Origin of the sequence: Streptomyces sp. BK79, assembly GCF_044142145.1 — a bacterium.
GTDB lineage: Bacteria > Actinomycetota > Actinomycetes > Streptomycetales > Streptomycetaceae > Streptomyces.
The window spans coordinates 98,672-110,920 of the sequence record NZ_JBHVOC010000023.1 but is presented as its reverse complement, the minus strand read 5'-3'; the positions used below and the strand labels follow the sequence as shown (position 1 = coordinate 110,920).

The 12,249-nt window shown below is 71.5% G+C and carries 13 protein-coding genes and 2 pseudogenes; 7 read left to right on the top strand and 8 right to left on the bottom strand.

Translation table 11 applies throughout. The features are described 5' to 3' along the window. The first annotated feature begins 7 nt into the window (after nt 1-7). From ACFIF2_RS26955 to ACFIF2_RS26945, 3 genes are all read left to right on the top strand, one after another. Entirely contained in the window at nt 8-598 is a 591-nt protein-coding gene (locus ACFIF2_RS26955) for a hemerythrin domain-containing protein (RefSeq protein WP_395575824.1), read from the top strand. 137 nt (nt 599-735) lie between these two features. Further along, on the top strand, nt 736-1,680 hold the full coding sequence (locus tag ACFIF2_RS26950; protein WP_395575880.1) for a Rieske 2Fe-2S domain-containing protein: 945 nt from the start codon (nt 736-738) through the stop codon (nt 1,678-1,680). Further along, nucleotides 1,664-2,206, top strand: coding sequence for a DUF1360 domain-containing protein (locus ACFIF2_RS26945; RefSeq protein WP_395575823.1), 543 nt, complete (start codon nt 1,664-1,666; stop codon nt 2,204-2,206). The genes ACFIF2_RS26950 and ACFIF2_RS26945 overlap by 17 nt, the downstream gene beginning before the upstream one ends. A 56-nt stretch (nt 2,207-2,262) precedes the next feature. Here ACFIF2_RS26945 and ACFIF2_RS26940 read toward each other — a convergent pair whose 3' ends face one another. Beyond that, nucleotides 2,263-2,784, bottom strand: coding sequence for a hypothetical protein (locus ACFIF2_RS26940; RefSeq protein WP_395575822.1), 522 nt, complete (start codon nt 2,782-2,784; stop codon nt 2,263-2,265). A 142-nt stretch (nt 2,785-2,926) separates the two neighbouring features. Here ACFIF2_RS26940 and ACFIF2_RS26935 point away from each other — a divergent pair, with 142 nt between their 5' ends. Genes ACFIF2_RS26935 through ACFIF2_RS26925 form a run of 3 tightly spaced genes read left to right on the top strand, consistent with a single transcriptional unit; the run spans nt 2,927 to nt 5,279 of the window. Beyond that, the gene (locus ACFIF2_RS26935) at nt 2,927-3,415 is read left to right on the top strand and encodes a hypothetical protein (RefSeq protein ID WP_395575821.1); all 489 of its coding nucleotides are present in this window, start codon (nt 2,927-2,929) and stop codon (nt 3,413-3,415) included. Between the two features lie 20 nt (nt 3,416-3,435). Next, nucleotides 3,436-4,599: a zinc-dependent alcohol dehydrogenase gene (locus ACFIF2_RS26930; protein ID WP_395575820.1), complete on the top strand. Its 1,164-nt coding sequence runs from the start codon at nt 3,436-3,438 to the stop codon at nt 4,597-4,599. Next, a complete protein-coding gene (locus tag ACFIF2_RS26925; RefSeq protein WP_395575819.1) occupies nt 4,596-5,279 on the top strand; it encodes a phosphodiesterase in 684 nt (227 codons plus the stop codon). The genes ACFIF2_RS26930 and ACFIF2_RS26925 overlap by 4 nt, the downstream gene beginning before the upstream one ends. Nucleotides 5,280-5,388: 109 nt before the next feature. Here ACFIF2_RS26925 and ACFIF2_RS26920 read toward each other — a convergent pair whose 3' ends face one another. From ACFIF2_RS26920 to ACFIF2_RS26895, 6 genes and pseudogenes are all read right to left on the bottom strand, one after another. Further along, a complete protein-coding gene (locus ACFIF2_RS26920) occupies nt 5,389-5,787 on the bottom strand; it encodes a hypothetical protein (protein WP_395575818.1) in 399 nt (132 codons plus the stop codon). Further along, a pseudogene (locus ACFIF2_RS26915) lies at nt 5,762-6,348 on the bottom strand (cbb3-type cytochrome c oxidase subunit I); the annotation flags it as partial. The pseudogene ACFIF2_RS26915 and the gene ACFIF2_RS26920, both read right to left, overlap by 26 nt. A 189-nt stretch (nt 6,349-6,537) precedes the next feature. Then, nucleotides 6,538-7,257, bottom strand: a complete 720-nt coding sequence (locus ACFIF2_RS26910) for an SGNH/GDSL hydrolase family protein (RefSeq protein WP_395575817.1) — start codon at nt 7,255-7,257, stop codon at nt 6,538-6,540. Beyond that, nucleotides 7,254-7,724: a cupin domain-containing protein gene (locus tag ACFIF2_RS26905; RefSeq protein WP_395575816.1), complete on the bottom strand. Its 471-nt coding sequence runs from the start codon at nt 7,722-7,724 to the stop codon at nt 7,254-7,256. Before ACFIF2_RS26905 ends, ACFIF2_RS26910 begins: the two co-directional genes overlap by 4 nt. 82 nt (nt 7,725-7,806) lie before the next feature. Next, entirely contained in the window at nt 7,807-8,643 is an 837-nt protein-coding gene (locus ACFIF2_RS26900) for a helix-turn-helix domain-containing protein (RefSeq protein WP_395575815.1), read from the bottom strand. Nucleotides 8,644-9,131: 488 nt separating this feature from the next. Beyond that, a complete protein-coding gene (locus ACFIF2_RS26895) occupies nt 9,132-9,944 on the bottom strand; it encodes a hypothetical protein (RefSeq protein ID WP_395575814.1) in 813 nt (270 codons plus the stop codon). A 216-nt stretch (nt 9,945-10,160) separates the two neighbouring features. On the opposite strand from ACFIF2_RS26895, the pseudogene ACFIF2_RS26890 reads away from it, so the two are divergent. Then, nucleotides 10,161-10,910: pseudogene (locus ACFIF2_RS26890) on the top strand (zinc-binding dehydrogenase); the annotation flags it as partial. On the opposite strand, the gene ACFIF2_RS26885 reads toward ACFIF2_RS26890, so the two are convergent. Continuing rightward, nucleotides 10,891-12,186 carry an MFS transporter gene (locus ACFIF2_RS26885; RefSeq protein ID WP_395575813.1) on the bottom strand — a complete coding sequence of 432 codons (1,296 nt, stop codon included), beginning with the start codon at nt 12,184-12,186 and terminating at the stop codon, nt 10,891-10,893. The pseudogene ACFIF2_RS26890 and the gene ACFIF2_RS26885 overlap by 20 nt on opposite strands. Nucleotides 12,187-12,249: the final 63 nt, after the last annotated feature.

Sequence of the window (12,249 nt, the reverse complement as noted above, 5' to 3'; positions counted from 1 at the left end):
GGCCGCGATGTCCGAGCTGAAGACCCCGCATGCCGGGGACGACATGGCCAAGGACGACGACGTCGTCTCCCTGCTGATGCGCCAGCACGGCGACATCCGCAACCTCTTCGACGAGGTCGAGGCCGCCAAGGGCGAGGAACGCCGCGACGCCTTCCACCGCCTGGTGCGCCTGCTGGCCGTGCACGAGACGGCCGAGGAGGAGGTCGTGCACCCCTTCGCCCGCAAGGGCTTCCCCGGTGGCGAGCAGGTCGTGAAGGACCGTCTTGCCGAGGAGAAGGCCGCCAAGGAGACCCTGTCCGCGCTGGACGAGCTGGACACCGACGACCCGAAGTTCATGCCTCAGCTGCTGAAGCTGCGCAGGGACGTCCAGGAACACGCGCGGGCCGAGGAACGCTACGAGTTCACCCACATCCGGCGCAGCACCGACGTCACCAACCTGGCCGCGATGGCCAAGGCGATCAAGGCCGCCGAGGCGATGGCACCGACCCGGCCCCACCCGGGTGTCGAGTCCGGGGCGAAGAACATGGCGCTGGGGCCGGTCGCCGCGCTGATGGACCGCACCAAGGACGCCGTACGCAAAGCTATGGGAAAGGGCTGACTCCGCGTCCTCCTGGCCGGCCGGGGCACCCGTCCGGTCGACCGGGAGGCGGAGCCGACGTCCTGGCCCGGCCGCCGTTTGTCCCATGCCCTCCGGGGGACCCTCCGCCCATGAGCAAAAAGCCAGGTCGTCGCCGTATGGGCCAGAACCGGATGCTGTGGCTGCTCGACGCCCTGGAGCGTGATCCCAGGGCGGACGCGGCGATCGACAAGCTCACCAAGGGCGTGCGGGCGCTTCCGCTGGGCCGGGCCCGAGACGCATTGCACGGCAGGTGGCTCGGCCATCCCGTGCACCCCCTGATGGTCCAGGTGCCGGTCGGCAGCTGGATGTCCGCCGCCGTGCTCGACCTGTGGCCCGGCCGCACCCGGGAGGCCGGCCTCCTGGTGGGGGTCGGGCTGGCGGCGGCCGTCCCGGCCGCGTTGGCGGGCGCGGTCGACTGGGCCGAGCTGCACCGGCAGCAGACCCGGGTGGGGCTGGTGCACGCCGTGGCCAACACGGCGGCCGTGGGACTGTACGGCGCCTCGCTCCTGTGCCGCCTCACCGGACGGGCCGCAGCGGGCCGCGCCTACGGCTTCCTCGGGCTGACGGCGGTCGGCCTGGGCGGCATGCTGGGCGGCCACCTCGCCTACCGGCAGGCTTCCGGAGCCAACCACGCCGAAGAGGTACCGCACGTCGTCAGCGAAGGCTGGCACCGGGTCGGCACGGTGGACGAGTTCCCCGCCGGCCGGCCCGTGCGGCGTGCCGTGGACGACGTGCCGGTCCTGGTGGTGCGCGAGATGGGCGGCACCTTCCACGCACTGGCCGACCGGTGCAGTCATCTGGCGGGCCCGCTGTCCGAGGGCACGGTCGCCGACGGGTGTGTCGAGTGCCCCTGGCACGGCAGCGTCTTCCGGCTCTCGGACGGCTGGAACGTCCGAGGCCCCGCCACCGCGCCCCAGCCCGCCTTCGACACCCGCGTCATCGAAGGACACGTGGAGATCAGGCTGCGCCGTGGGGACGGGACGCAAAACCCGGCACCGGGCGGGGAGGACGGGGCATCGGTGCGGGCAGGGGAGGAAGAGGATCATGAGCGTGGCATCTGACGGCCGTGTCGTGGAACGGCTGAGGCGACGGCTGCGCCGCACCGAGCGCACCTATTCGGCGGGAGAGGACCGCCCGCTGCGCGGCTACGCGGCGGCCATGACGGCTTTCGGTGTCTACACGGCGGCGTGGGCGGCGGTGGTCAGGATGCGCGGTCGGCCGCTGCCGGACCGGCCCGAGCCCTGGGATGTGGCACTGACGGCGGTGGCGACGTTCCGGCTGAGCCGGCTGCTGAGCAAGGCGTCGGTGACGAGTCCGCTGAGGGCTCCCTTCACCACGTTCCAGGGCCCTGAGGGACCGGCCGAGCTGCACGAGGAGGCGCGGTCCGAGGGGGCCAAGGACACGGTAGGCGAGCTGGTGACGTGCCCGTTCTGCATGAGCGTCTGGGTGGCCTCGACCCTCACCGCCGGACAGCTGCTCTGGCCACGCGCCACCCGCACCGCCATGGGGGCGCTCACCGCGCTGGCCGGCGCGGACGCCCTGCACCTGACGTACAGCGCGCTGGTGGCCAAGACGACCCGCGACTGACCACGCCACACCGCGCCCGCCCGACCGCCTCGCGGCCGCGCGGGCACGTCTAGCGGTCACCGCCCCCGGGGCAGAGGTCCCACGTCGGATCGGCGGCCGGGGCGCATCGCCGCGTGCCGCTGCCCGGGACCGGGGCCCGACCGGGCGGCCAGGGCGTCGGCGACCGCGCCGGTGACGAAGGCGTACACCGTCTTGTGCAGCAGGTCGACGGCGAGTTCTCGGCGGGGCCAGGTCTGGGGCGGGGCGCCGACGCCGGTGGCGTTCTCCAGGATCTGGTCGGAGGTGACCCGGACGACGGCGAACTTCCCCGACGACCAGGGCCCGCGCAGCCCCGCGTGCGCCATCACCGACCGCAGAACCCCGAGGAGGGCGCCCTGCCCCACGTGCATGGCCAGGTTCACCGGCACCGGCTGACGCCCGGAGTACTCCCGCATACCGGTCAGGCGTTCCAGTGTGCGGGCGGGGACGTGGGAGTCGGGCCGGCCGGTCAGCCGTTGCTCCGCCTTCTCGCCCAGCGTCATCACCAGCACCCCGCTCGTACCGGCCAGCAGACCCTGCCACAGTGCGCGCTTCATCATGCCGCCGCGAGTACCCGCCTCCCCCGGCTCACAGGCCCGGTTCTCGCCCGCCCCTGACCGCCACCGTTTTACTCCGGCGGTCACGGAAACCCGGCGCCGGACGGTGGGCCGCCCGGTGGCCACCGAAGCGGAGGGCTTTTTCATGAAGAAGCTGGTGTGGTCGGTCCCGGTCGCGGTCGCCGGGGCGGTGGCCGTGCGACGGTCCCGGCTGGCGCGCGGGATCTGGGAGCAGGCCGGCAGCCGGGCCCAGGAGCAGGTGGGCGACCGTTGGCTCACAGTGACGGCCAACCGGCCGCCCACGGACGTGGGGTCGGAGGGGAAGCTGCCGCCGCCCCTGGACGAGCTGGCGGAACGGATCGACGTGCGGATCCGCCCGGCGCCGGGCGACCGCGGCACGGAGGTGGCCGCGCGTTTCAAGGAGTCCGTGCCCGTCGCGTCCACGTCCGCGCCCGCGCGGCTGGCCGGGCAGGACCCACGGCAGGAGCTGCGGCGCGCGTTGCGGGACGCGAAGTCCCTGCTGGAGGCGGGCGAGGTGCTGCGGCCCGACGCGCCGCCCACCACCCGCCCCACGCCGGGCGGCAGGCTGGTCGAGGTGTTCACCCGTCGCTCCGGTGGGGAGGGAGTGCTGTGAAGGCGCTGTGCTGGGAGGGCGTGAACAAGCTGTCCGTCGAGCAGGTCCCCGATCCGGAGCTGCGCAACGACCGGGACGTCATCGTGCGGCTGATCGCGGGCACTACCTGCGGCTCCGACCTGCACCTCATCGGCGGCTACATCCCGGCGATGCGCGCCGGTGACGTGATCGGCCACGAGTTCGTCGGCGAGGTCGTCGAGACCGGCTCCGCCGTGCGCAGGCACAAGGTCGGTGACCGGGTCGTCGTCTGCTCCTTCGTCGGCTGCGGACGTTGCTGGTACTGCGCCAACGACCTGTGGTCCCTGTGCGACAACACCAACACCAACCCTGGCATCGGCCAGGCCCTCTTCGGCTACGAGACCGCCGGCATCTTCGGCTACTCGCACGCCATGGGCGGCCTGCGCGGCAGCCACGCCGAGTACGTCCGAGTCCCCTTCGCCGACTACGGCGCCTTCAAGGTCCCCGAGGGCATCGACGACACCAGCGCCCTGTTCGTCTCCGACTCCGTGCCCACCGGATGGATGGGCGCCGACCTGGCCGGGGTGAAGCCCGGTGACGTGGTCGCCGTCTGGGGTTGTGGCGCGGTGGGGCAGATGGCCGCCCGGGCGGCGGTCCTCAAGGGTGCCGAGCGGGTGATCTCCATCGACCGCATCCCCGAGCGGCTGGCCATGACCGAGCGATACGCCGACGCGGAGACCATCGATTACACCAGCACGGACGTCGCCGCCGAACTGCGCGAACGCACCGGCGGACGCGGCCCCGACGTGTGCATCGAGGCCGTGGGCATGGAGGCCCACAGCGACGGCCCCGCGCACCTGTACGACCAGGCCAAGCAGCAGCTCCGCCTCCAGACCGACCGGCCCACCGCCGTACGCCAGGCCATCCACGCCTGTCGCAAGGCCGGCACCGTCTTCATCCTGGGCGTCTTCGCGGGCGCCGTCGACAAGTTCCCGCTCGGCGCAGTGATCAACAAAGGGCTCACCGTGCGCGGCGCCCAGATGCACGGGCAGCGCTACATCCCCATGCTGCTCGAGCGGATGGCCGCCGGCGAGATCGAGACGGCCCATCTGGCGACCCATACCCTCTCGCTCGACCAGGCGCCCACCGCGTACGACATGTTCAAGCAGAAGACCGACGGCTGCGTCCGCGCCGTCATCCGCCCCGAGCTCCGTGGGGCGGCGTGATAGCCGGCCACATCGCCCACCGGGTCGCCGACCGGGTGGCCCGGTGGCGCTCGGCACCGGCCCTGCACCCCTACGGCGTGCTGTGCACGGGAACTCTGACCGTAACCGGCCGTGCCGACGCCTCCTGGGGCGTGCCCTGGCTGGACAGACCGGGCTCCTATGCGGCGACGGTGCGCTGGTCCCGGGCGCTCGGGCTGCCCCGGCCGCTACCGGACGGCCTGGGCCTGGCCGTGCGGGTCGAGGACACCGACGGCCTCGGTAACGCGCTCGACCTGCTGTTCACGTCCAGCCGCCGCGGCCGGCTCGGCCGCCACTTGCCGCTGGCGCGCCCGAACGCTCTGAAGGGGCCGTACTCCACCCTGCTGTCCTACCGCGTGGGCGAGCGCGATCGGGTGCTGGCGGCCTTCCCGGTCGGCCCTACGGGCGATGCCCTGCCGACGCTGTGGCAGGAGCTCGTCCGCCGACCGGTCCGTTTCGATCTGCGGGCGGCCGCCCCTGACGAGCCGTGGACCACCTTCGCATCACTGTCTCTGGGTGCTGTGCACGCCGCCCCGGCCACCAGCACCGTGTCTTACGACCCCTACGCCCGCAGCCTCCCTGGCCTGCGGCCCACCGGGCGACTGCGCCGCCTGCGCGACGCTGCCTACGCCGGCTCCCGTCGGGGACGGACCCCCGTCTAGCGTCGGCCAGGATCGCCTTCGCGTTCGCCGGTGCAGGCGATGATGACCCGGGCTTTGCCCTTGCGTGCGGGGTGAGCCATGGGCACAGCTGCCGGCAACGGGGCCGGGCTCAGTGGGACAGCAGGTGGGATCCGGTGCTCAGGATGCCGGCACAGATCAGCAGGAGTGAGGCACCGACGGCGAGGCGTTTCAGGAGCAGACGGCGCAAGGCGGTATACCGGGCTTCATACTCGTCCCGCAGCTGATCGGCCCGCGAGCCAACGGCCTGCAGTGCCCGGCGGGTCAGGTGCAGGCGCTGCTCGCAGTAACGGCTCGTGAGATCCCCGGCCTGGGAGCTGGTCAGCCACGGCAAGCGGGCGCAGAGAGCTGCGGCTTCGCGGAGGGCCTGCTCGCGCTCGGCCTGTATGAGGAGGCAGCCCTCGACTTGACTGGCGAGCGTGCCCGCCTCAATGTGGCGCGGTGCTTTGCGGGCGGTTCCGGCGTCACGATCGGTCGCCCTTGTGGCCACTGGGACCCAGGGCGTCGCGCTGTCCGGTGTTCTCTGCCTGGTCGAGCACGGCGACGTCGGGGTGGTGCAGGTCGAAGGCGGGGGATTCGGAGCGGACCCTGGGCAGCGTGACGAAGTTGTGCCGGGGCGGCGGGCAGGACGTCGCCCACTCCAGGGAGCGCCCGTACCCCCAGGGGTCGTCGACCTCGATCTTCTTGCCCCCCCCTGGGCGGTCTTCCAGACGTTGTACAGGAACGGCAGCGTGGACAGCCCGAGCAGGAACGCGCCGATGGAGGAGACGGTGTTCAGGGCGGTGAACCCGTCGGCGGCCAGGTAGTCGGCGTAGCGGCGGGACATGCCTTGCGCGCCGAGCCAGTGCTGGACCAGGAACGTGGTGTGGAAGCCCACGAACAGGGTCCAGAAGTGGACCTTCTCCAGCCGGGTGTCGAGCATGGTGCCGGTCATCTTCGGCCACCAGAAACTGAAGCCGGCGAACATCGCGAAGACGATTGTGCCGAAGAGCACGTAGTGGAAGTGGGCCACCACGAAGTAGCTGTCGGTGACGTGGAAGTCGATCGGAGGCGGGTCGGCTCGGGCAACCGCGCTGCGGACTGAGCGGTGCAGGCACGGGGTCCGAGTAACACGCCGCGGACGTGCTGGTAACAGTGGCATACCCGCCGGAACCGCCGGATGGCGTAGGCGTTGACCGCCTGGATCGGATGCCACCTCCGCGCGGTAGATGGCATCCGACTGGCTGGGCGCCGGAACCAGCTACGCGCTCTGGGTTAGCAGACCGGTGTCGATGACCTCAGCGATAAGGGTGGCGCCGCGGCTGTTCTGGTGGATGTGGTCGGTCGTGAGCACGAGACCTCGCCGCCGCGAGATCGTGTCGAGGCTGCGGCGCAGCACCGCGTGCTCGACGAGAACGCCGACGACCGCTGCGGGCGTCACCTCCCGGTAGGGAATCGGCGGCGGGTCCGCTTGGCGCATTTCCTCGATCTGGCGTTCGTGGAGCGGAAGATAGGCCACCTCGTTGGTGGCGGCGACCTCGGCGATCATCCGGCTGTACGCCTGCGATGCCTGTGCCGCCGGCCCGTCGAGTTGTTGGCCGAGTACCGGTAGCGACAGCAGACCGATCGTCGCGTCGGTCTCCGCTCGCAGCCGTGCGACGACGGCTCCCAGGCACTGTTGGAACCAGCCTGCCGACGGGCGATCGGGGAGCTGTTTGCGCTTCATGGCCTGCTCGACGGGGTAGCCGGCAAGGCTCGCTCGGGCGTCGTTGGTCCCGATCAACACGGTGATCACATCGGGTGGGTTCGTGACGACGGCATCGAGGCGCTGCGAGAGGTTGTAGGCGAAGTCGCCGTTGGCGCCGAAACGGGCAAGCCGCACGTCACCGGGAGGGTGGCGTCGTCCGAGAAGATCCAGGTAGTCGACGCTGAACTGCGCGCGGGTGAGGCTGTCGCCGAGGCACGCGATGCGTGTCGTCACGGCGCTTCCTCCGGGCTGGGCATGCCGGCGCGTTCGGCCGGGCGGGTGTCGGTCCGAGGGCGGTGGTCGGTGCCGAGGGTCGGGGTGATGGCCAGGATGGACGTCGGCCCCTCCATGTCGACCACGTGCCATACCCCGGCCGGGTTGATGGTGGCCTCGCCCGGTCCGAGCAGAACGCGGTCGGGCACCCCGTCCACGTCGCGAGTGACCGTCACGGACCCGCTGAGGCAAACGACCAGTTCGTCGCCTGCGGGGTGGCTCTCCCAATGGTCGCCGAGCCCGTCGCCGTCGAAGATCATCACCATCCGGCCCTCGGCGCCATCTGCCGCGACCGCGGCGCTGTAGGCATGGAGCACCTCCGGGTCCCAGGTGAAGCCCTCGACGGGTTTCGCTCTCGATCCCAGTCCGAGGTGCACGGGGGTGGTCCGCAGGTCCATGGCATCGCGTTCGTGGTTGACGAGTCTCATGCCGACGATCGTCCACGACAGCGATCGGGCAGTCTTGAAGAAAAGGGAAGAGAAGCCAACGCGACGGGCGGACGGTCGGCGGCTACCCGGCTCCGAGGAGGACTTCGCCGCGACGCCAGGCCGTCGGCGATCGGCCGGTGAACTCGCGCCAGTCCCGAACGAGATGGGCCTGGTCGGCGTAGCCGGAGACGGTTGCCACGTCGCCCCACGGGAGCGGGTCCTGCGCTGCCGCCAGTTGGTGCGCGTGCTCGAAGCGCAGGACTCGGGCGAAGGTCTTCGGCGACAGGCCCACCTCACCGCGGAACCGCTCGGTGAGGTACCGACGGCTCCAGCCGAGTTCCGCGGCGACCGTACCAACCTGGACGCAACCCCGCGCGGCGACGAGGCGGCGCCACGCCTCGGCCACCTCGGGGCGCACCCAGCGCACATGGTCGCCGCAGGCGCCACGGTCGACGGCTCGGAGGAGCAATTCGTCCAGCGCGGTGAACCGCGCCGCCCATGTCGTCGCCGATCGGAGCCGGTCGACCAGTTCGACGGCAAGCGCTCCGAGAAGCTCGTCAAGTGGGACCAGTCGGTGGGCGAGCTCGGCGGCGGGCATGCCGTAGACGGCCCGGGCCCCGAGTGGTGTCAGTGATACCAGAACGCCTTGCTGGCGCCCGTCGTGGTGAATCGCGACGGACCGGCACATCAGACCGCCTGCCACGCTGCCGAATCGGGTGACCGGTGACCCGTCCTCAACGCCCGCCGCCACCTCCAACGGATCTGACAGACTGATCACCGCAGTGAGCGCGCGGCTCGGCGGGCCGCAGTGCACCCCCGTCGGGAGCCCGCGGAGGTCGAAGCCGACATACGAGTCGACGTACTCCCGCAAGACGGGTGCCGGACGTGCACCGATCCCGGTGCGCGTGTGGTCCTCCATTTCGCCAGTGTACGAGCCGCCCACCCCAGGAAGATCACAGTCCGAGGACTGATCACCACCGTTCGCGGCTGGTGACGCGGTTCCTACCGGCAAGCGCCGGGAGCCGCCGCGTTGATCGCGGGCGGCAACGGCGAATACCGCGCGACCTACCGGCGCGGCGCGACATCGACGCCGGCCACCCCGTCCCCGACACGAGCACCGTCGGCGCCAGGCGGGCGGACGCTGAGCCTCGCCATCGGCGCCTGACCTCGCAACACACCACAAGTTCGCCGCCATCGCTGCACCGACCAGGCGCTGACCTGCAGGCCCTTGGCGATGGTCGCGCTGTTCTCGCACAGGACACCCCGTTCCGTAGCCCGCAGCCCGCAGCCATGACCTCTCGCGGAACCCTTGCGGACAGCGCATGCCCTGGAGGAATGGCAGAGGACACGCAGCCGCCAGCTCGCACGGCACCACGAGTTGAGGCTCAACAGCCCCGCACGAGCTCATCAGCCGTCGAGGAGGAAGTCCACCGCCATCACCACGTGGAGGACGATCAGGGCGCTGCAGCAGAAGACCAGGACGGCGCCCGCGTAGGCGTTCACCAAGTGCCTGAGGGGCGACGCCGGAACCAGCACGTCCGCCGGGTCCTCCGGGGGGTGGGCCACGGTGATCGCCGGGCCGTCCTCGCCGTGCAGGAAGCCGCGATACGTCCCTGTCGCGTCCGGATAGACGTAACCCCCGCGGGTCATCGTGGCCCGGGTGGCGGTCACCAGGACACCGTGCCGGTACAGCCAGCGTTCCCGCCGGGAGCGGATCACCCCGTACAGGCCGAGCCACAGGCCCAGCCAGGCGAAGCCGCCGACCGGAATCGTGAGGAGCACCAGGTCCCACCTGCCCAGCGAGCCGGCCACCACGCAGAGGACGACGAGCGCCAGCAGGTGCCACAGGGTGCCCCGCAGGATCCGGCGGTGGAACCTCGTCCGCCAGGTGGGGGCTAGCGAGCGGACCACGGCGAACGGGGTTCCGTCGACGTCGTCGCTGTCCGTCCGGTTCGCCAGGATCGCGTTGACCCCGTCGGCGAAGGCGGTGGCCGCCGCCTCGTCCACGTCGTCGATGCGGTGGACGCGCGGCGTCGTCCCGGCCTTCGACCGCAGTTCGATCAGGACCGAGCGGCCCTCGGCGCGTATCCGGCCCAGCCCGTCGGGGGTGAAGGTGACCTGCTCGCGCGGGAGGTCGAGGATCAGTCCTATGTCCTCGACGGACAGGACGGCCCCGTCCCGGCCTCGGAGCACCGGGAGGGAGGAGATAGAGGTCGACATGGTCATGATCGTAGAGCGAGGTGCCGTCCCGGTCAGCCCCTCCGATCCCCGCTCGTCCGGCCCTTCGGGGGAGGAGAGCGGTGACGACCTCCGCGATGGCGAGCACTCCGCTCCCGCTGTTTGACCGCTTGCCGGTCGAGAGCAAGTCCTAGCTGTACAACCAGCTGCCGTAAGGCGCGGCGCCCACGAGTCGGTACAGACCGAGAGCGGCAGCTTCTCAACTTCGGAAAGCTGAATTACGTGGACCAGTGGCCGGCCGGCACTGCGCACGGTCACGACGCGGCCGGCGTCGTGGTGCGCGCCGCGTCCGACGGCTCGGGGCCGCCCGAAGGTACGTGTGTCGCAGTGGGAATGGCACCCCACGCATGGGCGGAGCGGGTGGCTGTCAGCCCCGCCTCGCTCGGAACGGTCCCGGAGGGCGTGGACCTGGCCGACGCCGCCGCGCTGGGGATAGCCGGAGTCACCTCATTCCGGGTGCTGCGCAAGCGTTCCCTGCTGGCGCGCGACGTTCTGATCACCGGGGCCAGCGGGGGCGTAGGGGACTTCGCCGTTCAGCTGGCGGCGCTGGCGGGCGCCCGGGTGACGGCACTCGTAGGTTCGCCGGGGCGGGCCGTCGGACTCCGTGAACTCGGCGCCGACAAGGTCCTGACCGACCTGTCCGAGACCGGGGACCGGTTCGATCTCGTCCTGGACACGGTCGGCGGACCACTGGTGGCCCAGGCCTGGAGTTCCCTCGCTGAGGGCGGCACCATTCACCTGGTCGGTTACTCCTCGGGGCAGGAAACCACGTTCCCGCCAGGGGCCTTGTTCGGCTTCGGTGAACCCCGCAGCATCGCCACCTACGGCGATATGACGCCGACCAGCGGGGAGCTGACGGACCTGCTGGACCTCATGGCCAGTCTCGAGCGCCGCAGCCAGCCCCGGGGGCTCTGGTCGGGGGCCGGAGTCAGTCTGCGGTCTTCGTGAAGTCCAGGTCGGCGTGGCGGACGGCGTGGGAGGCGGTGGAGACTGTGGCGCCGAGCATGCTGATGCAGCCGAAGAGGAGGAAGGTGGGGCCGGCGCCCCACCCCTCCACCAGGAGGCCGAAGAGCGGGAACATCACCGGGGTGATGCCGACTGCGCTGAGCGCCTGGACGGAGGCGACCCGGCCCTGGAAGGCGAGGGCGGTGTTGGCCTGCATCAGGGCCAGGGACAGACCGCCGCAGAGGCCGGAGACCAGGCCGGACAGGAGCGCCACGGCGACCGCGAGGGGGAGATTCGGCATGACGCCGATCAGGCCGATGCCGGCGGAGGCGACGAGCAGGGTGATGTTGTGCCAGTGGCCGGCCCGGGGGAAGCGGCCGCGCACGACCAGCAGGAGCGAGGTCGTGCAGACGCCGGCGCTGAGGGCGGCGTTCACCCAGGCACCGCCGGAGGGGCCCCAGCCGCGTTCCTCGGCGAGCATGATGACGCCGATCGCCATCGGTGGGATGCAGCCGATCATGGAGAGCAGTCCGGAGAGGACGAGCGGGCCGACGACGGGCTGGTGGCGCAGGTAGACGATGCCGTCGACCAGGTCGCGGCGGGCGGTGGAGTCCGCGGCGGGCTGTTCCCCGGGCGGCAGTGGGGCGAGCCGGACCGCGACCAGGAGGAGCAGCGACAGGGTGAAGAGGGCGCCGGTCACGGCGAACGCGGCGGCGGGGCCGCCGAGTCCCATGGAGAACCCGGCGAGCGGCGGACCGGCGATGTGACCGGACCGCTGCACCAGGTTGCGCAGGCTCTGCACCCGCATCAGCTGGTCGCGGCCGGTGAGCCGGGGCGGCATGGCGCCGACCGCAGGCATGAACAGGGCGTCCACGATGCCGAAGACGAGGGCGAGCGCGACGAGCAACCAGAGGCCGGGGGTGCTGAACGCGAGCGCCGCGGCCGCCGCGAGGATCACCACAGCGCGGACCGCGTCGGAGGAGATGACCACTCTGCGCGGGCCGAACCGGTCGGCGATCACACCGCCGCCGAGCATGAGGATCGCCCGGGGTATCGCGCCGACCGCCATCACCAGGCCGACCTGGGCCGGTCCGGCCACCTTCTGTGCGGCCCAGCCGAGCGCCACGAAGTAGGCGGCGTCGCCGACCACGGAGAAGGTGTAGGCGATGAGCCAGCGCAGGATGTTGCCGTCCCGGTGCACCGGGGTGGAGGGGGCGACGGCCACGGCGGGGGCGGGCGGGGCCGCTTCGTGGCTGGTTTCATCTGCTCGCGAGGTCACGAAAGCGCATGATCCCTCACAACGTCGGGCCTGTACACCGGAATTACCGGCGGTGTCATGACC

Excerpts from the sequence above, each read along its gene's own strand:
- ACFIF2_RS26895 (WP_395575814.1), bottom strand. The coding sequence starts at position 9,944 with ATGTCGACCTCTATCTCCTCCCTCCCGGTGCTCCGAGGCCGGGACGGG.
- ACFIF2_RS26935 (WP_395575821.1), top strand. The coding sequence starts at position 2,927 with ATGAAGAAGCTGGTGTGGTCGGTCCCGGTCGCGGTCGCCGGGGCGGTG.
- ACFIF2_RS26940 (WP_395575822.1), bottom strand. The coding sequence starts at position 2,784 with ATGATGAAGCGCGCACTGTGGCAGGGTCTGCTGGCCGGTACGAGCGGG.
- ACFIF2_RS26955 (WP_395575824.1), top strand. The coding sequence starts at position 8 with ATGTCCGAGCTGAAGACCCCGCATGCCGGGGACGACATGGCCAAGGAC.
- ACFIF2_RS26900 (WP_395575815.1), bottom strand. The coding sequence starts at position 8,643 with ATGGAGGACCACACGCGCACCGGGATCGGTGCACGTCCGGCACCCGTC.
- ACFIF2_RS26945 (WP_395575823.1), top strand. The coding sequence starts at position 1,664 with ATGAGCGTGGCATCTGACGGCCGTGTCGTGGAACGGCTGAGGCGACGG.
- ACFIF2_RS26950 (WP_395575880.1), top strand. The coding sequence starts at position 736 with ATGGGCCAGAACCGGATGCTGTGGCTGCTCGACGCCCTGGAGCGTGAT.
- ACFIF2_RS26905 (WP_395575816.1), bottom strand. The coding sequence starts at position 7,724 with ATGAGACTCGTCAACCACGAACGCGATGCCATGGACCTGCGGACCACC.